A 22,432-nucleotide genomic window follows, 5' to 3' on the forward strand; every position below is an offset into this window, starting at 1 on the left:
CCCTCGTCGTGACCGGCCGTTCGTTGCGACAACGTTCAACGGAGTATAGAAGCTGTTTTCGCGATTACGACGATCGCGCGACGCGTCGTGGCGTTGCCGCCGCGCTTCGTTTTCATCAGAGGAACACGAAGCGCCGTTCAGCGCGGTCCGCCTTCAACCGCCAAGCACGGACAGATTCAGCGGATACGAACGCCCGATCCACAACGCGCAGTCGCGATGATCGCGCAACGCATCGCTGGTGTTCGGATGAACGAATACGTCGAGCGCCCCGTGATGCAGCGCGAGCCACGCGACGATCGTCGTAAACTCCGCCGGTTCGAACGCCAGCTGATACGACCACATCGGATGCGGACCGACCGGCCGCTCGTGAAAACGGCCCATCTGCAATTCGCGCGGGAACCGCGCTTCGATCGCCTCGCGCAACGCCCATGCGGCATCGCGGGTCGCGGCGTCGAAATAAACGTGCGCGTGCCAGTTACGGATCTCGGCAAGGTCGGGGCGGGTCATCGGGAGTCGCGCAAACAGAAGCCATGAAGCGGCCATTCTGCCGTATCGGCCCGCACGACGCCACCGCGCGGCCGGACAAACGATCGTTTACCATGTGCCGCAAGGCATCGCGTCCGATGCAACCCGCCACCCGACGGAGAACCCGATCATGCGCCAGGCGCTTCATCATCTGCGGGTCCGCGTCCCCGGACGCGGGCTCATCGACATCAGCGACGAGGTGCATGCGTTCGTGCGCGAGCAACGGATCGACACCGGACTGCTGACGCTGTTCTGCCGTCACACGTCCGCCTCGCTGCTGATCCAGGAAAACGCGGACCCGTCGGTGCGCCGCGACCTCGAACGCTACTTCGCGACGCTCGCGCCCGAAGACCCGCAACGCTACGAGCACGACACCGAAGGCCCGGACGACATGCCCGCGCATCTGCGCACCGCGCTCACGCAGGTGCAACTGTCGATTCCGGTCGAGCACGGCGCGCCGACGCTCGGCACGTGGCAGGGCATCTATCTGTTCGAGCACCGGCAGCATGCGCACACGCGCGACGTCGTGCTGCATCTGATCGGCGAATGAAGCGTCGGTAACGTGGGCCGGCGGCAAAGCCCGCACGGCTAACCCTCGTGATGATCGTGGCCGTCGTCGGCCGATAACCCGCTGCCGAGCCCGAGCCCCGCGCCGCCGCCCGCCATCGCCGCACCGCCGGCACCCCCGCCTCCGCCTCCCGCGCCCTTTCCGCCGCCGCCCTGCCTCGCATCGTCCTTCGCGCCGCCGTCGCCCTTGCCTCGCGCAGCGGTCGTGCGGGCCGGCCCCTGCTTCGGAATCGCGAGACCGGCCGGCACCGGCTCCAGCGTCAGCACGCCGCGAATGAAGTCGCGCAGCGACACGACCAGTTCGTCGGTATGCACCGGACGCCCGGCCACCAGTTCCGTCGCCGCGCTCGCCGCGAGCCGCACCTGCTCCTCGGTGCCGAGCAGGATGATGTCGGACAGCGCGGCCTCGACCGCGTCGCGCATCCGCCGCGCGCGGTCGCTGGCCGGCACGCTGCCCGCGCTGCGCAAATCGCGCAGATGCATCGGGTTCACCGCGAGGTCGCCGGTGAACGAGCCGCCGAGCGTCTTGTACGCGGCGATCAGCGTGCGCAGCCGTTCGTTGATCTGCCGGTTCTCGCGTTCGCGGCGCTGCTGCAACGTCTGCATCACGAGCAAACGGATGCCGACGCCGATCAGCGTGATCAGCGCAAGGCCGAACAGCGTCGACAGCAAGCCCTGCCACGAACTGAAATCCAGATTGCGCATGAGTCGGGTTCCGATCGTCGAAAGCCCCGCTCCGGTCGAAGCAGGGTTCCTGTCTGCGCGGACGACACGCTCGCCGCGCATTGGGTGTTCCGTGCCGGCGCTGCAACGAACACGCGCCGGCACGACGAGGCACCTACTATAACGAAACGTCCCGCCGCGTTGTCGCGATGGACGTGCGTGCGGCCGGGTCGTCGCAGCGGGTATGCGCGTTGCTCGCAGCCGGTGGGGTTCGAAGCCGATGCGGATTGGTCGCGCGCCGGCCGACGATCCGCCATCACCCCGGGCAGCACGCCGCGTGCGCGCCCATCTGACCACCCCACCCATCCCCCGCCAGGAGACCGACGATGTCCGATTCCTCCTCGCTGCATCAGGTCGCGAAACGCTCGCAGTTGCGCGACCACGTTCCGCTTCGCGTCGAAGCAGGCGACACGCCCGTGCTGCTGATCCGCGACGGCGAAACCGTCCATGCGTATCGCGCCGATTGCCCGCATGCCGGCGCGCCGCTCGAACACGGCGCGATCTGCCATGGCCGCCTCGTCTGCCCGTGGCACAAGGCCACCTTCGACGTGAGCACCGGCGCGTTGCTGGAACCGCCCGCGTTGCAGGGGCTGTCGCGCTATCGCGTCGAACTGCGCGGCGACGACGTGCTCGTGTCGACCGACGCGCCGACGCCGGCCCCGGCCGAAGAACAGACGCCAGACAGCGGCGAAGCGAAACGGTTTGCGATCGTCGGCGCGGGCGCGGCCGGCGCGGCGGCGTGTGCGGCGCTGCGCGAACTCGGTTTTCGCGGCCGCATCGTGCTGATCGATCATGAAACGACGACGCCGTACGATCGCACCGCGCTCAGCAAGTTCGTGCCGTCCGGCGAACTCGCCGCGCGCGACGTGTATCCGCTGCTCGACGACGATTTTTTCGCGGATCAGCAGATCGACCAGAAGCTTGCGAACGTCGCGACGCTCGATGCCCGCGCGGCCGAAATCCGCTTCGACAACGAGACCGACCCGCTGCGCTACGACGCGGCGCTGATCGCGACCGGCAGCGTGCCGAAGCCGCCGCCGGTGCGCGGCTTCGACGACGCGGCCGTGCGCGGGCGCGTGGTGATGCTGCGCAACGTGAACGACGCGGCGCGCATCGAGCAGTGGGCGGCGGCGGGCCATCGGGCGGTCGTGATCGGCGGCAGTTTCATCGGGCTCGAAGTCGCGTCGTCGCTGCGCAAGCGCGGGCTCGACGTGACTGTCGTGTCGCCGGAGCGGGTGCCGTTCGCGAAGCAGTTCGGCGACGAGATCGGCGCGCTGTTCATGCAGTTGCATCGGCAGAACGGCACGACGCTAGAAATGGACACCCAGGTCGAGGCGATCGAGCCCGGCGAGCCGCTGACCGTGCGAACGAAGAACGGCAAGCAATTCGCGTGCGACTTCGTCGTCGCGGGGACCGGCGTGACGCCGGCTACGTCGTTCATCGCGGGCGTCGGGCGCAACGACGACGGCGGGCTGAACGTCGACGCGTCGATGCGCGTCGCCCCTAACCTGTTCGCGGCCGGCGACGTCGCGTGTTTCGAAACGCAGGGCGGCCAGCGGATACGCATCGAGCACTGGCGCGTCGCGCAGCAGCAGTCCCGCGCGGCCGCGCGCGGGATGCTCGGGCTCGATGCGCGCCAGCCGGCGGTGCCGTTCTTCTGGACGTACCACTACGGGAAACGGTTCGACTACCTCGGTCATGCGCGCGCGGGCGACTGGGATTCGTGCCTCACGCTCGGCGAGCCGGAACGGTACGCGTTCGTCACGCTGTATTGCCGCGACGGCCGGGTCATCGCGGCGCTGGGCTGCGAGCGCGAAACGGCCATCGCGCTGCTCGCGGAAGCGATGCGCGAACCGCTGCCGGCCGACGACGCACGCCGCATCGTCGAACAGGCTGACAACGGCGATGCGGGGTGACGATGCCGAAAAACGGTGGTGGATGAGGCTGGGCTGCTCACGTTGGACGCACCGGAACAGGCAAGCTTCTTTCGGCACTCACGTCCACCAACGGCCAAGCCGCTGAACAGCGCCTTGCAGGCGCGACGCCGACCGCACGAAGCCGCCAGCCCTGCCGTACACGGACCCGCGCGAATCATCCGCGCGCCCATCGCGCGGCGTCCGCGCTCCTCGCCTGCTCCATGATCGCGTCCGCGATCGCCGCCGCGTGCTGGAACGGCTCGACCACCGACCATCTCGACCAGTGCAGGTCCGCGCCGTCCGAACCCACGCGGAACGCGCGCGAGCCGTCCGCGAACAGCAGGCACTCGACGCGCAGCGGCGCGCAGCCGGCGGCCGCGACCGGGCCGAGGCCCCCTTTCTCCACGATGAAGTGCAGATTCCCCTCCCGCAGCAGATCGGCTGCGGCCTGATCGTCCGGCTCTCGTCGATTCAAAAGAATCGCTGCGATTTCGGCATCCAACATGGCGGCCCTCCTTGCTTCCGCACGGGCTGGCCGGGTCGCGGCGAAACACGTCGCGCCCGACCGCCTGCACTACCCGTTCGAGCGGTCACACGACTACTATAGCCGACTTGCTGCGATGCAACACGTATAGTGTGAGCCGCGACCGGAAAGGTCGCGGCGGGATTCCGGCTCCGGCCTCGCGCACGCGGCTTCCGGGCGCGCGAGGCCCGCTTATTGGGCATCGGTAGGCACCATGGTAGTATTCGTCACTTTTCTGTCACACCCCCGATCGCAAATGATTTGCGACCTATGCAGGAAACTCCTCGCCGCGGAAGGCATCGCGCCGCCTCACGGCGCGCTCGCCGCCGACGGCCGTCCGAAGAAGCTGCGGCCGGTCATGCGCCGGCCGGTGCGCGTGTTCCGCTACGGCTGCATCGACTGCGGCGCGAACTGGATGCTCGATCTCGACCCGCTGAAGCCGGCCGACAGCGGCTGGACGTGGCTCGGCAACGCGCGAAGCATCCTCGAACCGGCGTCCGCGCTCGCTGAAACGCGCTAGCCGCGCGCAAACGCGCGGCGCGTTCGCATCCGCGGCCGCCCCGGACGGCAAACACCATCAGCGCGCCGAAGCCGAAGCCGGACTCGCACCCGCACCCGCACCCGGCCCCGCCGCGAACGCGCGATACACCGCGTCGCGCAACTCGCGCGGAAACTCGCCCGACATTCCTTCGACCGCCGTGTTGGTCAGCGCGACCACCGCGATGTCGTTCACCGGATCGAAGAACCACGTGTGGCCATACGCGCCGCCCCACTGGATCGTGCCTTTCGCCTGCGGCGTCGGCACGAGCGCGGGGTCGTCGAGCACCGCCCAGCCGTAGCCGAAACCCCAGCCCGGCCCCTGCGTCTGCGCCGCCGTGCCGACCTGGTCGCGCATCATCTGCGCGACGGTCTGCGGCTTCAGCACGCTGCCGCCGCCGGCCCGGATCGCGAGCAGAAAGCGCATGAAGTCCGGCGCGGTGCCGACCATGCCCGCGCCGCCGGACGGATACGCGTGCGCGTCGAGCGCGCGTTCCGGCGTATAGCGCAGCACGCCGCCGCCGACCGGCACCGCCGCTTCGGACGCCATCCTGACCGGCTCGGGCGCACCGTCCTGATACGGCGTCGCGAGCCGGCTCGCGGACCGCGCGTGGAAGCCCGTATCGTTCATCCACAGCGGACCGGTTATCTGCTGCTGCACGACCTGCGGCAACGGCTTGCCGGTCGCGCTCGCCAGCGCCGCGCCGAGCACGTCGAGCGACATCGAATACGCCCAACGCTGCCCCGGCGCATAGCTAAGCGGCACCGACGCGATGCGCCGCAGATTCTCGTCGAGACTCACGCCCGGATCGTCGAGGCCGTCCGATACGCCCGCCTTTCGGTACGGCCCGTCGTCCGGCTCCGCGAAGCCGTAGCTCAGGCCCGCCGTATGGGTCAGCAACTGGCGGATCGTGATCGTCGGCACGCTGCCGTCCGGCAGGCGCGGCTGGAACGACGGCAGCCAGCGCGTGACCGGATCGTCGAGGCCGATCTTGCGCTCTTCGACCAGACGCATCGCCGCCGCCGACACCAGCGGCTTCGACAGCGACGCGAAGCGGAAGATCGTGTTGTCGCGCATCGCGACACCGCGCTCGCGGTCCGCGTAACCGGCCGCCCGGCGGTACACGACATGCCCCCGATACGCGACCAGCACCACCGCGCCGACGATCCGCCGTCCGGCGATCGCATCGTCGATGACCGCGTCGATCGCCGAGGCCTGCCCGACCCCGGTTCCCTCCGCCAGACAAGGCACGACCGAAACCACCGAAGCGCCGAGCGCGGCGGCCACCACCAGCGACCTTCTCATCACCGCTCCTTCACGAACAGGCGGGCCGCCGCCGGCGACCCGTCAACCGGCGCGGCACCGCGAGAATTATCTATAATCACAATGACCGTTCCGTAAATCTACCCGCGAACCGGATTAATTTCAACAATGACCGTTATGATAAATCGAGATGAGCAGGTGCCGCGCCGCGGACGTCCGCGCAATTTCGACCGCGACGCGGTGCTCGACCGCGCGATGCAGACGTTCTGGAAGCTCGGCTACGAAGGCGCGTCGATCGCGGACCTGACCGCCGCGATGGGGATCACCGCGCAGAGCCTGTACGCCGCGTTCGGCTCGAAGTCCGCACTGTATCGCGAAGCGTTGGGCCGCTACCGCGACACGGCCGGCGCGTTTCCGGCGCGCGCGCTGACCGAAGAGACGTCGGCCGTCGCCGGATTCGAACGGCTGCTGAACGAAGCGGCAACCGAATATTCGCGGCCGCGCCGCCCGCGCGGCTGCATGATATCGACCGGCGTGCTCGTGTGCGCGGCCGAGAATCGCGACGAGGCAAAGCACGTCGCGCAGCTTCGCCGCGACACGATCGACCTGTTCCGGCAGCGGCTCGACGCCGCGATCGACGCCGGCGAACTCGCGCCGGACGCGGACAGCGCGGGCCTCGCCCGTTATCTCGGCGCGATCGTTCAGGGGATGGCGGTGCAGGCGCAGGACGGCGCGTCGCGCGACGAACTGCTGGCGATCGCGCAGGTCGCCGTGCTGGCATTGAAGCAGCATAGGCGCGTGAAGGCCCGGCGCGCGTGAGGCGGGACTATCGTAGAGAACCGCGGCGAGACAGCATCACGCGAAGGCGAAGCGACAGCAACAACGCCGCCGCGACGCGCGGCTATCCCGCCCCGCCGCCCCGCTCGCCCGAGGCGGCCGTCGCCAGCCGCGCGCGGCCGGCGGTTCGCTGCCCCTTCTGCGCGTATTCGGCGAACTGCCACATCACGAGCCCGGGCACATAGATCAGCAGATCGCGAATCCGCCGTGCGCCGGCAAGCGCGAGGCTCGTCGCCGGATCGAGCCCGATCAGCCCGCCGATCAGCACGAAGCCGCCCTCCTGCACGCCGAGCCCGGCCGGCACAAGGAACGCGACGCTGCTCAGCAACTGAATCAGCACTTCCAGCACGAACGCATCGACGGCGCTCACGCGCGAGCCGAGGAAGTACAGCGCAAGCCAGATCTCGAACGCGGTCGCCACGCACTGCAGCGTCTGCCACACGAACAGATAACGGAGCACGACGCCGGATTGCCGCCAGATCAGCTTCACCGACTGGTCGATCCGCGTCGAGCGGCCGACCAGTCCGTACACCTTGCCGCCCGTCACGCGGTTCAGCACGCGCGCGATGCGCTCGAACGGCTTCGCGTGCTGAACCAGCGCGAACAGCAACAGCAGCGGCGCCGCCGCCGTGATCGCGAACGCCAGTTGGCCGACGACGCGCAGCGTGCCGGACGATGCCTCATGCAGCAGGAACCCGACGCCCGCGAGCGCGAACAGCAGCTGGCTGATCAACGTGAGCTGCATGTCCGCGACGAGGCTCGCGACCGCCGTTTCGGGCCGCACGCCCTGCGCGCCGAGCAGACGGAACGACACGATCTCGCCGCCGATCCGCGCGACCGGCAGCAGGCCGTTCACCGATTCGCGGATCCACACGAGCTTCAGCATCGTCGCGAACCGTGGGCGCTGCGCGCGCCGGATCAGCGAACGCCAGTCCAGTGCGTTCGCCGCCATCGGCACGACGTGCGCGAGCGCCGCGAGCACGAGCCCCGCGCCCGCGCCGCGCATCAGCCGGAACACGTCGCCGGGATGATCGCGCATGAACAGCCAGATCGCCGCCGCGAGACCGCACAACGCGGCGGCGCGTCCAAGAGATTTCATCGATGCGGCCTCGCAGGGCGGGCAGGCGCGCCGCGAAACAATCGGCCAGTCGGGTCCGGCATCGGTCAATCGTTCCGCAGCGGATAAAGCTGGCCTTTCCCGTCGACGCCGAAGTCGACGCCGCGCCACACGACGCGGGCGGAAAGGAAGCTGGTCACGAAAATCGCAAAGGACACGATATCGGAGATCGGCAGCACCCACAACCCGCGGGGCCGCTCGCCGGCCACGCGATCGACCTGCCATTTCAGCAGAGCGCGCGCGACGAGCGCGAACGCCACGAGCGGCCACGACCAGTCCGCGCCGCCGGACAGCAGCGCCGCGAGCAGCGCGAACGCGAGCGGATAGATCAGCGCCGAGCCGAGGTGGCCGAGCCGGTCCACCGCGCGTATCGTGCGGCTCCAGCGCAGTTCGTGCGAGAACAGCCGCGCGAAGGTCGTCTCGACGCATGCGTGCCGGACGAGGAACGGCGGAATCGCGACCGTCGCGCCGGTGCTGCGGATCGCCTCGCCGATCGCGTTGTCCTCCGCGAGATGCGACGCGAACCGCGACAGTCCGCCGATGCGTTCGAGCATGTCGCGCGTCATCGCGATCGTCTGCCCGAAGCACGGTCGCGCGCGCCCGATCGCGAGGCCCGCGATGACACCCGGCACGAACTGGTAGTTCGTCGCCGCTGCCGAAAGACGCGGCCAGAAACCCGGCTGGCACAGCCCGCGATACAGGCACGTGACGAGCCCGACGCCCGGCTGCTGAAGCTCGCCGACCACGTTGCGCAGGAAGTCCGGCGCGGCGGTCACGTCGCTGTCGGTGAAGCACAGCACGTCGTGCTGCGCGACCGGCAGCATGTTAATCAGGTTGCTGATCTTGCGGTTCAGCCCATGCAGGCGCGGATCGGCGACGACCGTCACGTGCGCGTGCGGATAACGCCGCTGCAACGCGTCGACCGCATTCAACGCAGCGTCGCCCGGATCGTGCACGCCGAACAGGAACTGCACCGGCCCTGGGTAGTCCTGCTCGAAAAAACTGGCGAGGTTGTGTTCGAGGTTCCACTCGTCGCCGTGCAGCGGCTTCACCAGCGTGACCGATGGAAACGTGGCCGGCACGGGCGCGGAACGCGAGAAGAAGCGACCGACGAGCAGCGTGGTCAACGACGTGTAGACGATGCCGAGCACCGCGCAGACGCCGCACGCGACGGCCAGCGCGGCGCAGCCATGCGCGGCCGCGCGAGCGACGGCCGACGCCGGAAAACTCGCGGCCAGCGCGACAACGAGCGCCGCGCCGACCGCGAAACACATCGCGGTGCGGCGCGCGTGGTGCGGCCTGTTCGTCCCGCCGCCGGGGCTGCGCGCGTTCATCACGCCTCGTGCGCGCGCAGGAAGCGGAAGAACTCGACGCCTTCGCGCAGGCGTCGCTGCATCATCTCCCAACTCGTCAGCATCTCGCGCACGATCTCCCAGATCTTCGACGGGCGGAAATAGAACTCGCGGTAGAACGCCTCAAGCTGGTGATAGATGTCCTCGCGCGACAGATGCGGATAACCGATCGCCGCCAGTTGAACCCCCTCCTTGCTCACCAGGTTGACGACCTTGTTCTCTTCGAGCCAGCCGTTCTCCACCGCCTGCCTGTAGAGCGTCGTGCCCGGATACGGCGCGGCCAGCGACACCTGGATCGTGTGCGGATTGATTTCCTTCGCGTAGTCGATCGTCTTGCGGATCGTGTCCTGCGTCTCGCCCGGCAGCCCGAGAATGAACGTGCCGTGAATCTTGATGCCGAGCTTGTGGCAGTCCGCGTTGAAGCGGCGCGCGAAATCCGTGCGCAAGCCCTTCTTGATGTTGACCAGAATCTGGTCGTCGCCCGACTCGTAACCGACCAGCAGCAATCGCAGACCGTTGTCCTTCATCACCTTCAGCGTGTCGTACGGCACATTCGCCTTCGCGTTGCACGACCATGTGACGCCGAGCTTGCCCAACCCGCGCGCGATCTCCTCGACGCGCGGCAGGTCGTCGGTGAAGGTGTCGTCGTCGAACATGATCTCCTTCACTTCCGGCAGGTTGTCGCGAATCCACGTCACCTCTTCGAGCACGCTCGCGACCGAACGCGTGCGGTAACGATGCCCGCCGACCGTCTGCGGCCACAGGCAGAATGTGCAGCGCGACTTGCAGCCGCGTCCGGTGTAGATCGACACGTATGGATAGTTCAGATAGCCGATGAAGTAGTTTTTGATTTTCAGGTCGCGCTTGTAGACCGGCGCGACGAACGGCAGTTCGTCCATGTCCTCGATCATCGGCCGCGCCGCGTTGTGCTCGATCGAGCCATCCTGCGCGCGATACGACAGGCCGAGGATCTCGCTGAACGGCCTGCCCTCCGCGATCTCCTGGCAGGTGTAGTCGAACTCCTCGCGGCACACGAAGTCGATCGCGTCGGTTGCGGTCAGCGAGTTGTGCGGATCGACCGCGACCTTCGCGCCGACCATCCCGATGAGCGTCGCCGGACGGCGCTTCTTCAGCTCCTGTGCGAACATCGCGTCGCTCGGGAACGACGGCGTGCTGGTGTGGATGATCACGAGGTCGTAGTCGTCCGCGATCCTCAGCGTATCCGCGACCGACAGGCCATCGGCCGGCGCGTCGAGCACGCGGCTGCCGGGGACCATCGCGGCGGGCTGCGCGAGCCACGTCGGATACCAGAACGAGCGGATCTCGCGTTTCGCCTGGTAGCGCGAGCCAGCGCCGCCGTCGAAGCCGTCGTACGAAGGGGCCTGCAAAAACAGCGTTTTTTTCGTCATTGGAAAATACCCAGTGGATTGCGGCCGCCCGCGCACGGCTCAAGTCGCGGCGAATTCAAGACGCCTGCGGTTGAGCCGAACATGGAAAATAACGAGCACGCGCCGCGGGCAGTCGGCCGACACCGACACGGTCCGGCACGGCGCATCGCTGACGACGGCATGACGGCTTTCGACAGCGGAACGGAACGCGAAACCGGCGACATTGCGCGCGACGACGAGCGTCACGGCGACGGCAATCAATACGCCGATGCGAAAGGGAAAAGACTGGAACACGTGTTCGGGGACGTCGAACACGCAAAGCGCAACGATAACGACAGCATCGATAAAGGTCGCTGCAAGCGACGCCACAAGCAGATAAGCCCGCAGCATTTCCACCGTCGATGGCTTCATAGGGTTGCCCGGTCAGCGCAAGATTACGGATGATCGACAGGCCTTTCGCGACACTTGCGATTCGCCTTCTGCCGGCGAAAAAATCGTACGTGCGCTCAATGACCTGTGTGTGAAACGTCCGCGATGCTAGCGGTCATTTCTGATGGGATGCTTAAGCGAACGCCATGCATGCAACGAACGTTCGACCGGCGGATCAGGCGGCCGTTTACGTGTTGCATATCGTGGTGGTGGTGATGGCGGCGGCGCAGGCGTGCGCGCCCGATCCGGTTGTCCGCACGCTGCGAGGTCGGCGTGAGATCGATGTATGTCGATGCTGAATTGTGCGATCGCGATGACGACCGATCGCATCGCGTGATGCGCGCCTGGGTTACTGGCAGATCCATTACAACGAGTTGACTACTGTGTTGCGCGCTCATCCATTGCGTCGATAGCGCCAGCTATTCGCGTGGCAACTAACAACACCATGCGACATGCTTGCTTCACGCCGAGGCCGTCGCGCGCTTCGCACGCCGGCTGCCGCGCTTCGGCGTCGCGCCGGAAACCGGCGCGACAACCGCACGGGTCTGCAACAGCGTCTCGCGGAAACTGCCGACGAGCGGCCGCAGATTCACGCGATGCCACGCGGCCCACAGCGGCGTCCGGTAGCTGAACCACGGCAGTTCGTGCAGCACCACGCCGTCCGGCGCCTGGTGGCGCAGGCTCTGCTGGATCATCGTCACGCCGAGCCCGGCCGCGACGAGGCCGAGCGCCGCGAGCGGCTCGGTCGCCTGCATCGTGATGTCCGGCGTGAAACCGGCCTTCGCGCACGCGGCGACGAAAAGATCGTGCCGCAGCGCGGTTTCCTTGTGCATCACGCCGATCCACTTCTGCGCGGCAAGGTCGTCCGGCGTGAACTGCTTCGCGCGCGCAAACGGATGACCGTCCGGCACCGCGAGCAGCATCGGGTCGTTCAGCACCTGCGCGCAGTCGAGATCGGGATCGTCGGTAGCGGGCGGCTCGCAGACGAGCGCGATGTCGAGACTGCGCTGACGCAGCCCTTCGAGCTGTTCCGCCGAATGATAGTTGTACAGCGCGATATGCACGGCGGGCCGTTGCGCGCGCAACGCGCGCAGCGCATTCGGCAGCACGCCCGAATGCATTGCGTTTTCGAGGTAGCCGATGCACAGGCCGCCCTCGTCGCCGCGGCCGAGCCGCCGCGCGAGCGATTCGAGCCGGTTCGCGTGCGTGAGAAACGCCTGCGCTTCCGCCAGGAACGTGCGCCCATCCGCCGTCAGGCGAATGCGCTGCTGCGAGCGTTCGAACAACGTCAGCCCGAGCCGCTCTTCGAGCTGCGCGATCTGCCGGCTGAGCGGCGACTGCGAAATGTGCAGGCGTTCGGCCGCGCGCCCGACGTGCTCTTCCTCGGCGACCGCGACGAAATAATGGAGTTGGCGAATGTCCAGCATGTCAGACCTCCAAGGACTCAAGTTCCGCATATTATGTCTTGGACAGACGCAAGCCCGCAACCTAGACTGCACGCACTCCCTTCTTTCCTGGAGCAGTCAATCATGAGCATCAAGGACAAATTGCCCGCCGGCACCGTGCTCGGTTTCGGCACCGCGCCGCTCGGCAACATGTTTCGCAATATCCCGGACGCGGAGGCGGCCGCGACCGTCGACGCCGCGTGGCAGCACGGCATCCGCTACTTCGACACCGCGCCGTTCTACGGCGCGGGGCTCGCCGAACTGCGGCTCGGCGACGCGCTCGCCGCGCATCGGCGCGACGACTACGTGCTGAGCACCAAGGTCGGCCGCGTGATCCTCGACGAGGTCGAGGACACCAGCGCGCGCGACCTCGGTGAAAAAGGCGGCCTGTTCGAATTCGGCCGCCCGAACCGGATGGTCAACGACTATTCGGCCGACGCGACGCTGCGCTCGATCGACGACAGCCTGAAGCGTCTGCGCACCGATCGGCTCGACATCGTCTGGGTGCACGACATGGCGCAGGACTTCTACGGCGACGAATGGCTCGCGCAGTTCGAGATCGCGCGCAAGGGCGCGTTCCGCGTGCTGACGCGGCTGCGCGAAGAAGGCGTGATCCGCGCATGGGGTCTCGGCGTGAACCGCGTCGAGCCGTGCGAACTGACGCTCGATCTCGCGGAAGCGAACCCGGACGGCTTCCTGCTGGCCGGCCGCTACACGCTGCTCGACCACGAACGCGCATTGCAGCGGCTGATGCCGGGCGCGCTCGCCCAGAACGTCGAGATCGTCGTCGGCGGGCCTTACAGCTCGGGCGTGCTCGCGGGCGGCACGCACTTCGAATATCAGCAGGCGTCGCCGGAGATTCTCGCGAAGGTCGAGCGCATCCGCGCGATCGCCGCGCGTTACGGGGTGCCGGTCAAGGCGGCCGCGCTGCGCTTCTCGCTCGCGCATCCGGCGACTGCCGCGGTGATTCCGGGCGCGAGCCGTCCGGAACGGATCGCCGAGGATCAGGCCGCGCTGAAGGTCGAGATTCCGGCGGACTTCTGGCGCGAAATGCGCGAACAGGAACTCGTCGCGGCGAATGCGCCGCTGCCGATCGATCGTTGAAAGGAGACCTGCGATGGCACAAGCCCATGCAAGCATCGAGGTGCCGGTCTCGCCGGATACCGTGTGGCAACTGATCGGCGGCTTCGGCTCGCTGCCGGACTGGCTGCCGTATATTCCGGATAGCGAACTGTCCGACGGCGGACGCGTGCGGCGGCTCGCGAATCCGGACGGCGACGCGATCGTCGAGCGGCTCGTCGCATTCGACGATGCGGATCGCAGCTATAGCTATGCGATCCTCCAGGCGCCGTTTCCGGTGACGGGCTATCGCGCGACGCTGCGCGTGCGGGCAACGGACGACGCGGCGCGCGCAAAGGTCGAATGGTCGGGCAGTTTTACGCCGGTCGGCATCAGCGACGATGACGCGAGCCGGTTGTTCCAGCGCATCTACGAGGAAGGGCTCGGTGCGCTTGCGAAGCGGCTGGGCGCGGGCGACTAGAGCGACATGGAACAGGACTGCAAAAAGCAGCCCTGTTCTATCGACTGTGCCGAACACCGTACTCCGTCAATTCGGCGGCGGCGGCAATGACCGGCTGCGCAAATGCAACGCCCCGGCGAGCGGCGATTTCGGTTCGCTGACGAGCGTCGTCACCAGAATGCCGACGAGCGATACGATCACGAGCAGATACGCGGTATGAAGATAAGTGATCTGCCGTTTGTACCGCGCGGTGAACGTCGGCGCGAAGTCCTTCATCCGGCGCGAGAACACGCCGATCGGATTGTGCGAAATCGCGCGATACCGTTCGCTGTTGCGCGCGTAGATGAGCCGCATCGACTCCTCGACGCGGCCCGACTGGATCTGCTCGGTCGTGCGCGACACTTCCTTCACGCGATAATAGAACAACGGCTTCTTCACGAGCCGCACCTCGGACTGCGGATCGAGCAGGCGCACGTAGAACTCCCAGTCCTCGAAGCCGTGAACCATCTCCTCCGAATAACCGCCGGACCGCTCGAACGCGTCACGCCGAAAGACCGCCGAATTCACGAGCATGTTCTGAAGTAGCAGCTTCTCGTACGAATAGTCGGGCAGTCGCCAGATGCGATTCTTCGCGCCGAAGAGACGCGTGCGGCAGTGAACCAGCGTCGCGGCGGGATGCCTGCCGAAGCAGTCCATCACGGATGCCAGGAAGTCCGGGTGGAGCCGGTCGTCGCCGTCGAGCGGCAGGAAGTAGCTGCCCGTCGCATGCGCGAAGCCCAGGTTGCGCGACGCGGCGACGCCGCTGTTCGGCTTGTGGATGTAGCGGAATCGCGGGTCGCTCTGGACGAACGACGCGATGATGTCGGCGGAACCGTCGGTCGAACCGTCGTCCACGACGATGCACTCCCAGTCGCGATAGCCCTGCGCCGCGACCGATTGCAGCGTTTCCCCGATGAATCGTTCCTGGTTGAAGCAGGGAACGACGATTGAAACCTTACCCGTGCTGGACATGTTGTCGTCTGTCTTCGTTTTTTTCCTGCCGGCGCGCGGGCGGTCTGTCCCGTCGATTTTTCTGCTGGCAAGCCCCGTAGCTGCGCATTGTACCGCCGTACCGCCGAGTGATCGCCCGGAATCGGGCTTCGGCTCAACGGCCGCCGCGCGGCGCGATGGCCGCGGTATCCGGCTGGCCGCTTCGCGTCACGGGCTTTTTCTTTCGCCAGGCTTTCACATCCACTGCCGCCCCGCAACGAATGCGACATCGTCATCATGATGGTTTGCATCGGCCCGTGCGTGCATGCGCTCGCGATCCCCGGCTGACGCCGAATGCGGCACGAGCGCGCCAGCCGCTACAATCCCCCGACACCCAATCACCCTCACCCGGAGCCACCATGCCGTACATGATCGAAACGTGGGACAAGCCGAACCATGCACACGTGCGCGAACGCGAGCGGCCCGCGCATCTCGCGTTCCTCGCGCAACACACTGAGAAGCTGCTCGCGTGCGGCCCGAAGCTGAACGACGACGGCCAGGGCGCGCACGGCAGCCTCTATGTGCTCGACGTCGACACGCGCGACGAAGCGGAGCGCTTCATCGCCGCCGATCCGTACGCGCTGGCCGAGCTTTTCGAGCGCGTGTCGGTCGTCCGCTGGCGCAAGGCTTATCTCGACGGCCGCAGCTATCTGTAATCGTTCGCTGTCGTGGCGCCCCGAAACCGGCTCGACGACAGTCCATCGAACAACGACACCAGGCGCACGGCGCAAACGTCCCGCGCAGCGCGCCTGGCAAAGACCCTGGCCCGCTCCCGCCGGCCCGCGATCCTTGCGCTCGCTCACCCTATCCGTTTTGATAGCTAGCCAGTGCCCGCTGCTGTCCTACAGTGCTATCAGAACGACAAGAAACAAACCACTATCGACCGTTGCGGGGCGTCACCATGACATTCGTCGACCAGGAAATCGCGCACATCACGAACGCGATGGCCATCTCGTTGCAGGGGCTCGCGGAAACCGGCGTGCCGGTGCTGCCCGCCGCCTACTGGCGAGAACGCATCCACAAGCTGATGGACGGGAATCATCTGGTGCACGGCCAGCTATGCGCGGTGGACACGCTGCTGCGCCAGCTGGACGGCTTCGAGGCGGTCCAGCGCTGGTCGATGCCGGCCGGCAACGCCGCGTGACCTGATGGACGAAGCGCGCGGCGCAAGCAACCTGCCGCCGCCACGCGCTTGCGACTACATGGATGTAAACGCCTGATCGCGAGCGGCAACCTCGCGGCGCTCAGTGCTGCACGCCCCAGCGGCGCACGGTCAGCCGCTCCAGCGTGTCGAACACCAGATGCTCGACGAGCAGCCCGATCAGGATCACCGCCGCGAGGCCCGCGAACACGCGATCGGTGTAAAGCTCATTACGGTTCTGAAAGATGTACCAGCCGAGGCCGCCATTGCCGCTGCTCGCGCCGAACACCAGTTCCGCCGCGATCAGCGTGCGCCACGCGAACGCCCAGCCGACCCGCAGCCCCGCGAGGATCGACGGCAGCGCGGCCGGCACGAGGATCAGCACGACATGGCGCAGCCCGGTCAGCCCGTAGTTGCGGCCGGTCATCCGCAGCGTCTGCGGCACCGCCTGGAAACCCGAATACGTGTTCAGCGCGAGCGGCCACAGCACCGCATGCACGAGTACGAACAGCAGACTGCCGGTGCCGAGCCCGAACCACAGCAGCGCGAGCGGGAGCAGCGCGATCGACGGCAGCGGGTTGAACATCGCGGTCAGCATCGACAGCAGATCGCGGCCGATGCGCGTCGACACCGCAAGCGACGTCAGCACGAACGCGCACGCGACGCCGAGCAGATAACCGCGCAGCAGCACCGACATCGACACGGCGGTTTTCTGCAACAACTCGCCCGACAGGACGCCCTGCACGAACGCGACCGCGGTCGCGCCGAACGTCGGCAGCAGCAGGTCGTTGTCCATCGCGCGCGCGAGCGCCTCCCATGCGCCGATCAGCACCAGCGCGATCAGCGCCTTGCGCAGCCACGACTGCGATGCGAGCCGCTTCGCGAACGGCAGCGGCGTCTCCACCGCGAGGTCGCCGACCGGCTCCAGCGGCCGCTCGTATTCGGCGCGCACCGGCGGCGTCAGCGGATGAGGCGTGCTCATGACGCGGCTCCCGTTTCCTCGAACAGCAAACGATGAATGTGCGCAACGCTGTCACGGAACGTGTCCTGACCGGCGCTGTCGTGCGTGTATTGATGGCTGTTCAGTTCCGCGCGCACGCGCCCCGGGTGCGGCGACAGCAGCAGGATCCGGTTGCCGACGATCAGCGCCTCCTCGATCGAATGCGTGACGAACAGCAGCGTGAAGCGCACGTCGTCCCACAGGCGCAGCAGTTCCTCCTGCATCTTGCGGCGCGTGAGCGCGTCGAGCGCGGCGAACGGCTCGTCCATCAGCAGCACGCGCGGCTGCATCGCGAGCGCGCGCGCAATTGCGACGCGCTGCTTCATGCCGCCGGACAGCGTATGCGGATAGGCATTCGCAAACGACGCGAGCCCGACCTTCTCCAGATAGTGCAGCGCCAGCCCGTTCGCTTCCGTGCGGCCGAGCTTCTTCGCGACGCGCAGCGGAAATGCCACGTTCTGCAGCACCGTTTTCCACGGCGGCAACTGGTCGAATTCCTGGAACACCACGATCCGGTCCGCCCCCGGCCCGCGCACCGGCTCGCCGCCGAGCGAGATCGTGCCGGACACCGGCGGGATAAACCCCGCGACCGCCTTCAGCAACGTGGACTTGCCGCAGCCCGACGGCCCGAGCAGCACGAAGCGGTCGCCACCGTACACGTCGAAGCTGACGTTGTGCGTCGCGCGCACGATGCGTTCGCGGGTCCGGTATTCGAGGCTCACGCGATCGACCGACAGCAGCCGGCCGCTGGCTGCGGCGGCCGCCGCGGCAGCGGTCGCAGCCGTCGCCGCGGGAACGGTAAGCGGCGTGGAATCGATGAAAGCGGCCGAAGCGGAAGCGCCCATCACTGCGCTCCCGGCCGCGTGTTGCCGGCGATAACTGACGCTATGACTTTCACGATGAGGATATGGCAGACGAAAAACGACACGATACGGCCGCGCCGGGCGTCGCCCAACCAATGTTTCCGCATATTCAATACGCGGCGACGCATAAGCGTCGGTATCGGCTGTCTCGCAACCGATACGTCCGCCGCGACGGCCAAATCGCGGCGGACGCAGTGGGCTTTCAACTTCCCGACGCGGTCGCCGGATCGTCGAAGAAGTAGTCCTTCCACGACTTCGGCTCGTTGCGGATCGCGCCGACCCGATACATGAACTGCGCGAGCGGATATGTATTCTGCGGCGCGACCTTGAACTGCACCTGCGGGTTGCGGATCACCGACAGCAGCAGGTTGCGGTCGGTCTTCGCCTGGTTCACGCGGATGTAGATGTCCGCGGCGGCTTCCGGATTCGCGGCGATGAAGCTCGCCGCATCCGCGAGGCCGTTCACGAACGCGCGATACGTCTTCGGATTCTCGTTGCGGAACTTCTCGGTCGCATACAGCACGGTCGCCGAGCTGGGGCCGCCGAGCACGTCGTACGAGTTCAGCACGATGTGCGCCTTCGGATTGCCGGCCAGTTCCTGCTCCTGGAACGGCGGGTTGCCGAAGTGACCGGTGATCTCGGTGCCGCCCGCGATGATCGCGGCGGTCGCGTCCGGATGCGGGACCGCGACGGTCAGCTTGTCGAGCCGGTCGTATTCCTTGTCGCCCCAGCGTTTCGCGGCGGCGAACTGCAATACGCGCGACTGCACCGACACCGACACGGCCGGCAGCGCGATGCGGTCCTTGTCGGTGAAGTCGGCGATCGTCTTCACGTTCGGATTGTTCGATACGAGGTAATAAGGCAGGTTGCCGAGCGACGCGACGCCCTTCACGTTCTGCCGGCCGTGGGTGCGGTCCCAGATCGTCAAGAGCGGACCGACGCCCGCGCCGGCGATGTCAACCGAGCCGCTCAGCAGCGCGTCGTTGACGGCCGAGCCGCCGGACAGCTTCACCCAGTCCACCTTGATGTCGAGCCCTTCCTTGCGGCCTTCCTTCTCGATCAGTTGCTGGTCGCGCGCGACGTTCAGCAGCAGATACACGATGCCGAACTGTTCGGCCACGCGGATGGTCCCTTCCGCATGCGCATCCGGCGCGACGCCGAGGCCCGCGGCCAGGGTGGACACGGCGAGCAGCGCGGCCGCGAACCGGCGCGCGGCGACGCGGCGGCCAGAGAAAGGTCGAACGGTGGACAGCATCGGGGCTCCAGGGAATTTATCGGGAATGTCGGCGGCGCAGCCGAGCGGACATCCGCGCAGCGCGGCCGGTTCGGGTGTCGGGCGGCTTCGTGGCATCACGCCGCCCGATCGATAGCGGGCAACCTCGCGCGCCAGCGTCTGCGGAATTTACGGTTCGCGCGCGGCGACGGTCAACGAAGCAAATCCGATACGCTTATCTGCTGAAACGATAAACGGCGTGCTGAAGCGACCCGCCCGTTCCGCAGAACCTGCGAACCTTCTTCGATAACCGGTTTCTGTCCGCATCGCTTAGCAACGCACGATAAGTTATTTGCCGGCGCGCAGCCCGCTCCCTACGATGCGAACCGTGTTCCACTCCACACGCACCGCATTCATGATGAAGAAAAGCATTCTCAGCCCGATCCTCGCCACGCTGCTGTTCGGCTTCGGCGTTTCGCTCGTTCAATCGTCGCAGGCCGCGGAGCAGACGATCCGCGTCGGCATCATGTCCGGCGAGGACGAGGACGTCTGGCGCGTGGTCGCGGCGAACGCGGCGAAGCACGGGCTCGCGGTGAAGGTGACGACGTTCTCCGACTACACGCAGCCGAACGAGGCGCTGTCCGGCCGCGATCTCGACGCGAACTCATTCCAGCACAAGCCGTATCTCGACGCGCAGGTGAAGGCGCGCGGCTACCACATCGTGCCGGTGGGTTATACCTACGTGCAGCCGATCGGCCTCTACTCGGTCAAGGTGAAGTCGGTCGCCGACCTGCCGAACGGCGCGACGATCGGCGTGCCGAACGACCCGAGCAACGAAGGGCGCTCGCTGCTTCTGCTGCAGGCGCAGGGTCTCATCACGCTGAGCCCGAACGTCGGCCTGCTGCCGACCGCGCGCGACATCGCGCAGAATCCGAAGAACATCAAGATCAAGGAACTCGACGCGGGCATCGTCGGCCGCGCGATCGGCGACCTGGACGCGGCGGTCGTCAACACGGACTGGGCGATCAAGGCGGGCATCAAGATTCCGCAGCAGCGGATCGCGCAGGAACAGGTGCCCGGCAATCCGTATCGCAACTTCATCGCGGTGAACGAGAAGGATGCGAACGCGCCGTGGGTGCATGCGCTCGTCGAGAGCTATCAGCAGCCCAACGTGGCCGCCGAGATTCTGAGCGTCTATCACGGCGCGACGCTGCCGGCGTGGGATGGGGCGCCGCATTGAGGGTGGCGGCCGACGCTTGCGGCGGCCTGTGTAGCTAACGACGACGGCGCCGGTGTGAACCGGCGCCGTCGTGCATTTTGGGCGGCGTTGTCTCGGGGTGCAGAGCGTACGGCGATTGACGTGCTTAACGGCGTCACGCTCAAACTCCAGGAAACCGGACCTCGAAAACACCGGCCGGAAAAAATTCCGGCCGCGATATCGCTATCGCGGCCAGAACGTACTGCTGTCGATCAGAAGCGGTGCGTCATGCCCACGATCGCCGCGACCTGATGGCTGGTGCTGGACCACGTCGAACCGCTAAGATTCGCAACCGCTGCCTGCCCCGTCGAATCGACCCCCGACGCGCTTTCGTAGAAACCGGTCGCGTACAGCGACGTACGCACGCTCAGCGCGTAGATCACGCCAAGGTTGACCTGGTTGTAGTGGGCGCTGCCGAAGTCGCCGGCGCCGCTGTTATGCGTGTAGATATACGCGCCAGCCAGCGTCAGGGCCGGCGTGAACGCGTACTTCACGTTCAGTTCGCCGGAATTGAACGTCGCGGTGCCGCCGGTGTACTTCGTCGCGTACGGGCTGCCCACCGGATTGACCGAACCGAGGTCCTTGAACTGCGTGTTCGAATACAGCACGGCGATCGTCGCCGGCCCGAGCGCGTACGAACCGCCTGCCGTGAGGATCTGCTGCGCGCCCGCCGAAGCGTAGCCGCCGAAGATCCGGCTCGGCATGTTGTTCGTGCCGCCGGGCGCCGACGTCGGCGTGGACGAGTTGCCCTGGTTGCCGAACGTCGCGTAATACGGATCCTTCGTGTACATGTAGCCCACGCCGAACTTGAACGGACCGTTCGCATACGAAGCCGCGACGTCCCACACCGAGTTCTTCGAGAACTGGCCAGCCTGACCGCCGAAGCTGTACAACAGCCCGACCGTCAGCCCGCGCCACGTCGGGCTCGTGTATTTGAGCGAGTTCTGGATGCGGTTCGACGTATCGACGTTGTCCACGTCGGCGGCGCGCGTGCCGTAGCCGAGACCGGATGCGGCCCAGTCCGCGCCCGAACCGAAGATGCTGTTCGCGTCGTTGCTGGCCGAATACTGGCGGCCCGCGGTCAACGTACCGTAGGTCTTGCTCGACAGCCCGACGAAGGCCTTGCGACCGAACAGCAGGCCACCCTGGCTCATGCCGCCGGTGCCGATCGTGTAGCCGTTTTCGAGCGTGAAGATCGCGCTCAGCCCGCCGCCCAGGTCTTCCGAGCCGCGCAGGCCCCAGCGCGACGAATTCGCGGTGGAAAGCTGATAGACGTGGTCGCCCTTGACGTTGTTGGTATAGAGCAGGCCCGCGTCCGCGACGCCGTACAACGTCACGCTGCTTTGGGCATGCGCGACGCCCGCGAAAGCGCCCAGCGCGAGAACAGCCGCAGTGGTCTTTTTGAGTTTCATCTATTCGGATTTCTTGTAGGTAATACGGTCGCGATAGATAAATCGGCAACCTGACACCCGGCGTCATTTAAATAGATTTTCATCCGGATAATTAATCTGGAATTCCGCCATTCAAATCCCCCGGGACTCGCTGGTCGGTTCGATATCACCCGCTACTCCAAACCATTTAGTGTTGCGAACGAAACTCGACCAGTCCGCGAATGCTAACATGCCAGATATCGTTTTCATTGTGACAGTTTCGCATATTGTTGTGATCTATCCACGCTATTGTTCACGCAACTATCACAATATAAATGTACACATCCGCATCGAAGGCCGACGCTCCTGTCGGAAAAGATGAATCTGGAAATAGGATATAAAAATAATCGAGAAAA

Annotated in this window: 23 protein-coding genes; 9 read left to right on the forward strand and 14 right to left on the reverse strand. The window is 66.5% G+C overall.

Annotated elements, in window-relative coordinates:
• Nucleotides 1-153 precede the first annotated feature (153 nt).
• On the reverse strand, nt 154-507 hold the full coding sequence (locus BLV92_RS30665; RefSeq protein WP_090552921.1) for a DOPA 4,5-dioxygenase family protein: 354 nt from the start codon (nt 505-507) through the stop codon (nt 154-156).
• A 148-nt stretch (nt 508-655) separates the two neighbouring features.
• On the opposite strand from BLV92_RS30665, the gene BLV92_RS30670 reads away from it, so the two are divergent.
• Entirely contained in the window at nt 656-1,075 is a 420-nt protein-coding gene (locus BLV92_RS30670; RefSeq protein WP_090553203.1) for a secondary thiamine-phosphate synthase enzyme YjbQ, read from the forward strand.
• Nucleotides 1,076-1,113: 38 nt separating this feature from the next.
• On the opposite strand, the gene BLV92_RS30675 is transcribed toward BLV92_RS30670, so the two are convergent.
• Nucleotides 1,114-1,797 carry a hypothetical protein gene (locus BLV92_RS30675; protein ID WP_090552923.1) on the reverse strand — a complete coding sequence of 228 codons (684 nt, stop codon included), beginning with the start codon at nt 1,795-1,797 and terminating at the stop codon, nt 1,114-1,116.
• Between the two features lie 344 nt (nt 1,798-2,141).
• Here BLV92_RS30675 and BLV92_RS30680 point away from each other — a divergent pair, with 344 nt between their 5' ends.
• The gene (locus BLV92_RS30680; RefSeq protein ID WP_090552924.1) at nt 2,142-3,731 is read left to right on the forward strand and encodes an FAD-dependent oxidoreductase; all 1,590 of its coding nucleotides are present in this window, start codon (nt 2,142-2,144) and stop codon (nt 3,729-3,731) included.
• A 175-nt stretch (nt 3,732-3,906) separates the two neighbouring features.
• On the opposite strand, the gene BLV92_RS30685 is transcribed toward BLV92_RS30680, so the two are convergent.
• Nucleotides 3,907-4,236 (reverse strand): hypothetical protein, encoded by a 330-nt coding sequence (locus BLV92_RS30685; RefSeq protein WP_090552926.1) that lies wholly within the window; start codon nt 4,234-4,236, stop codon nt 3,907-3,909.
• 274 nt (nt 4,237-4,510) lie between these two features.
• Between BLV92_RS30685 and BLV92_RS30690 the strand changes: the two genes are divergently transcribed.
• Nucleotides 4,511-4,774, forward strand: a complete 264-nt coding sequence (locus tag BLV92_RS30690; RefSeq protein ID WP_090552927.1) for a hypothetical protein — start codon at nt 4,511-4,513, stop codon at nt 4,772-4,774.
• Between the two features lie 57 nt (nt 4,775-4,831).
• Here BLV92_RS30690 and BLV92_RS30695 read toward each other — a convergent pair whose 3' ends face one another.
• Nucleotides 4,832-6,097 (reverse strand): serine hydrolase domain-containing protein, encoded by a 1,266-nt coding sequence (locus tag BLV92_RS30695; RefSeq protein WP_090552929.1) that lies wholly within the window; start codon nt 6,095-6,097, stop codon nt 4,832-4,834.
• Nucleotides 6,098-6,232: 135 nt separating this feature from the next.
• Here BLV92_RS30695 and BLV92_RS30700 point away from each other — a divergent pair, with 135 nt between their 5' ends.
• Nucleotides 6,233-6,874 carry a TetR/AcrR family transcriptional regulator gene (locus BLV92_RS30700; protein WP_208325500.1) on the forward strand — a complete coding sequence of 214 codons (642 nt, stop codon included), beginning with the start codon at nt 6,233-6,235 and terminating at the stop codon, nt 6,872-6,874.
• A gap of 82 nt (nt 6,875-6,956) precedes the next feature.
• On the opposite strand, the gene BLV92_RS30705 is transcribed toward BLV92_RS30700, so the two are convergent.
• From BLV92_RS30705 to BLV92_RS30725, 5 genes are all read right to left on the reverse strand, one after another.
• Nucleotides 6,957-7,991 carry a lysylphosphatidylglycerol synthase domain-containing protein gene (locus BLV92_RS30705; RefSeq protein WP_110332488.1) on the reverse strand — a complete coding sequence of 345 codons (1,035 nt, stop codon included), beginning with the start codon at nt 7,989-7,991 and terminating at the stop codon, nt 6,957-6,959.
• 65 nt (nt 7,992-8,056) lie between these two features.
• The gene (gene hpnI, locus BLV92_RS30710; protein WP_090553205.1) at nt 8,057-9,283 is read right to left on the reverse strand and encodes a bacteriohopanetetrol glucosamine biosynthesis glycosyltransferase HpnI; all 1,227 of its coding nucleotides are present in this window, start codon (nt 9,281-9,283) and stop codon (nt 8,057-8,059) included.
• A 59-nt stretch (nt 9,284-9,342) separates the two neighbouring features.
• Nucleotides 9,343-10,770, reverse strand: coding sequence for a hopanoid biosynthesis associated radical SAM protein HpnJ (gene hpnJ, locus BLV92_RS30715; RefSeq protein ID WP_090552932.1), 1,428 nt, complete (start codon nt 10,768-10,770; stop codon nt 9,343-9,345).
• 39 nt (nt 10,771-10,809) lie between these two features.
• The gene (locus tag BLV92_RS30720) at nt 10,810-11,160 is read right to left on the reverse strand and encodes a hypothetical protein (protein WP_134046819.1); all 351 of its coding nucleotides are present in this window, start codon (nt 11,158-11,160) and stop codon (nt 10,810-10,812) included.
• 479 nt (nt 11,161-11,639) lie between these two features.
• Entirely contained in the window at nt 11,640-12,605 is a 966-nt protein-coding gene (locus BLV92_RS30725) for a LysR family transcriptional regulator (RefSeq protein WP_090552935.1), read from the reverse strand.
• 102 nt (nt 12,606-12,707) lie between these two features.
• Here BLV92_RS30725 and BLV92_RS30730 point away from each other — a divergent pair, with 102 nt between their 5' ends.
• Nucleotides 12,708-13,727, forward strand: a complete 1,020-nt coding sequence (locus BLV92_RS30730; RefSeq protein ID WP_090552936.1) for an aldo/keto reductase — start codon at nt 12,708-12,710, stop codon at nt 13,725-13,727.
• A gap of 13 nt (nt 13,728-13,740) precedes the next feature.
• Nucleotides 13,741-14,163: an SRPBCC family protein gene (locus BLV92_RS30735; RefSeq protein ID WP_090552938.1), complete on the forward strand. Its 423-nt coding sequence runs from the start codon at nt 13,741-13,743 to the stop codon at nt 14,161-14,163.
• Nucleotides 14,164-14,229: 66 nt separating this feature from the next.
• On the opposite strand, the gene BLV92_RS30740 is transcribed toward BLV92_RS30735, so the two are convergent.
• Nucleotides 14,230-15,153 carry a glycosyltransferase family 2 protein gene (locus tag BLV92_RS30740; RefSeq protein WP_090552940.1) on the reverse strand — a complete coding sequence of 308 codons (924 nt, stop codon included), beginning with the start codon at nt 15,151-15,153 and terminating at the stop codon, nt 14,230-14,232.
• 377 nt (nt 15,154-15,530) lie between these two features.
• Here BLV92_RS30740 and BLV92_RS30745 point away from each other — a divergent pair, with 377 nt between their 5' ends.
• Together BLV92_RS30745 and BLV92_RS30750 are read left to right on the forward strand one after the other, a co-directional pair.
• Nucleotides 15,531-15,827: a YciI family protein gene (locus BLV92_RS30745; protein ID WP_090552941.1), complete on the forward strand. Its 297-nt coding sequence runs from the start codon at nt 15,531-15,533 to the stop codon at nt 15,825-15,827.
• A 245-nt stretch (nt 15,828-16,072) separates the two neighbouring features.
• Nucleotides 16,073-16,315 carry a hypothetical protein gene (locus tag BLV92_RS30750; protein ID WP_090552943.1) on the forward strand — a complete coding sequence of 81 codons (243 nt, stop codon included), beginning with the start codon at nt 16,073-16,075 and terminating at the stop codon, nt 16,313-16,315.
• Nucleotides 16,316-16,415: 100 nt separating this feature from the next.
• Here the strand turns inward: BLV92_RS30750 and BLV92_RS30755 are convergent, their stop codons facing one another.
• From BLV92_RS30755 to BLV92_RS30765, 3 genes are all read right to left on the reverse strand, one after another.
• Complete coding sequence (locus tag BLV92_RS30755) at nt 16,416-17,294, reverse strand: ABC transporter permease (RefSeq protein ID WP_090552944.1); 879 nt, start codon at nt 17,292-17,294, stop codon at nt 16,416-16,418.
• Nucleotides 17,291-18,157, reverse strand: coding sequence for an ABC transporter ATP-binding protein (locus BLV92_RS30760; protein WP_090552946.1), 867 nt, complete (start codon nt 18,155-18,157; stop codon nt 17,291-17,293). Before BLV92_RS30760 ends, BLV92_RS30755 begins: the two co-directional genes overlap by 4 nt.
• Nucleotides 18,158-18,377: 220 nt before the next feature.
• Nucleotides 18,378-19,430 (reverse strand): ABC transporter substrate-binding protein, encoded by a 1,053-nt coding sequence (locus BLV92_RS30765; RefSeq protein WP_090552948.1) that lies wholly within the window; start codon nt 19,428-19,430, stop codon nt 18,378-18,380.
• A 373-nt stretch (nt 19,431-19,803) separates the two neighbouring features.
• Here BLV92_RS30765 and BLV92_RS30770 point away from each other — a divergent pair, with 373 nt between their 5' ends.
• Nucleotides 19,804-20,628: a MetQ/NlpA family ABC transporter substrate-binding protein gene (locus BLV92_RS30770; protein ID WP_090552949.1), complete on the forward strand. Its 825-nt coding sequence runs from the start codon at nt 19,804-19,806 to the stop codon at nt 20,626-20,628.
• Between the two features lie 230 nt (nt 20,629-20,858).
• On the opposite strand, the gene BLV92_RS30775 is transcribed toward BLV92_RS30770, so the two are convergent.
• Nucleotides 20,859-22,058, reverse strand: coding sequence for a porin (locus BLV92_RS30775; protein WP_090552951.1), 1,200 nt, complete (start codon nt 22,056-22,058; stop codon nt 20,859-20,861).
• Nucleotides 22,059-22,432: the final 374 nt, after the last annotated feature.

The organism is Paraburkholderia caballeronis, from assembly GCF_900104845.1.
Classification (GTDB): Bacteria; Pseudomonadota; Gammaproteobacteria; order Burkholderiales; family Burkholderiaceae; genus Paraburkholderia; species Paraburkholderia caballeronis.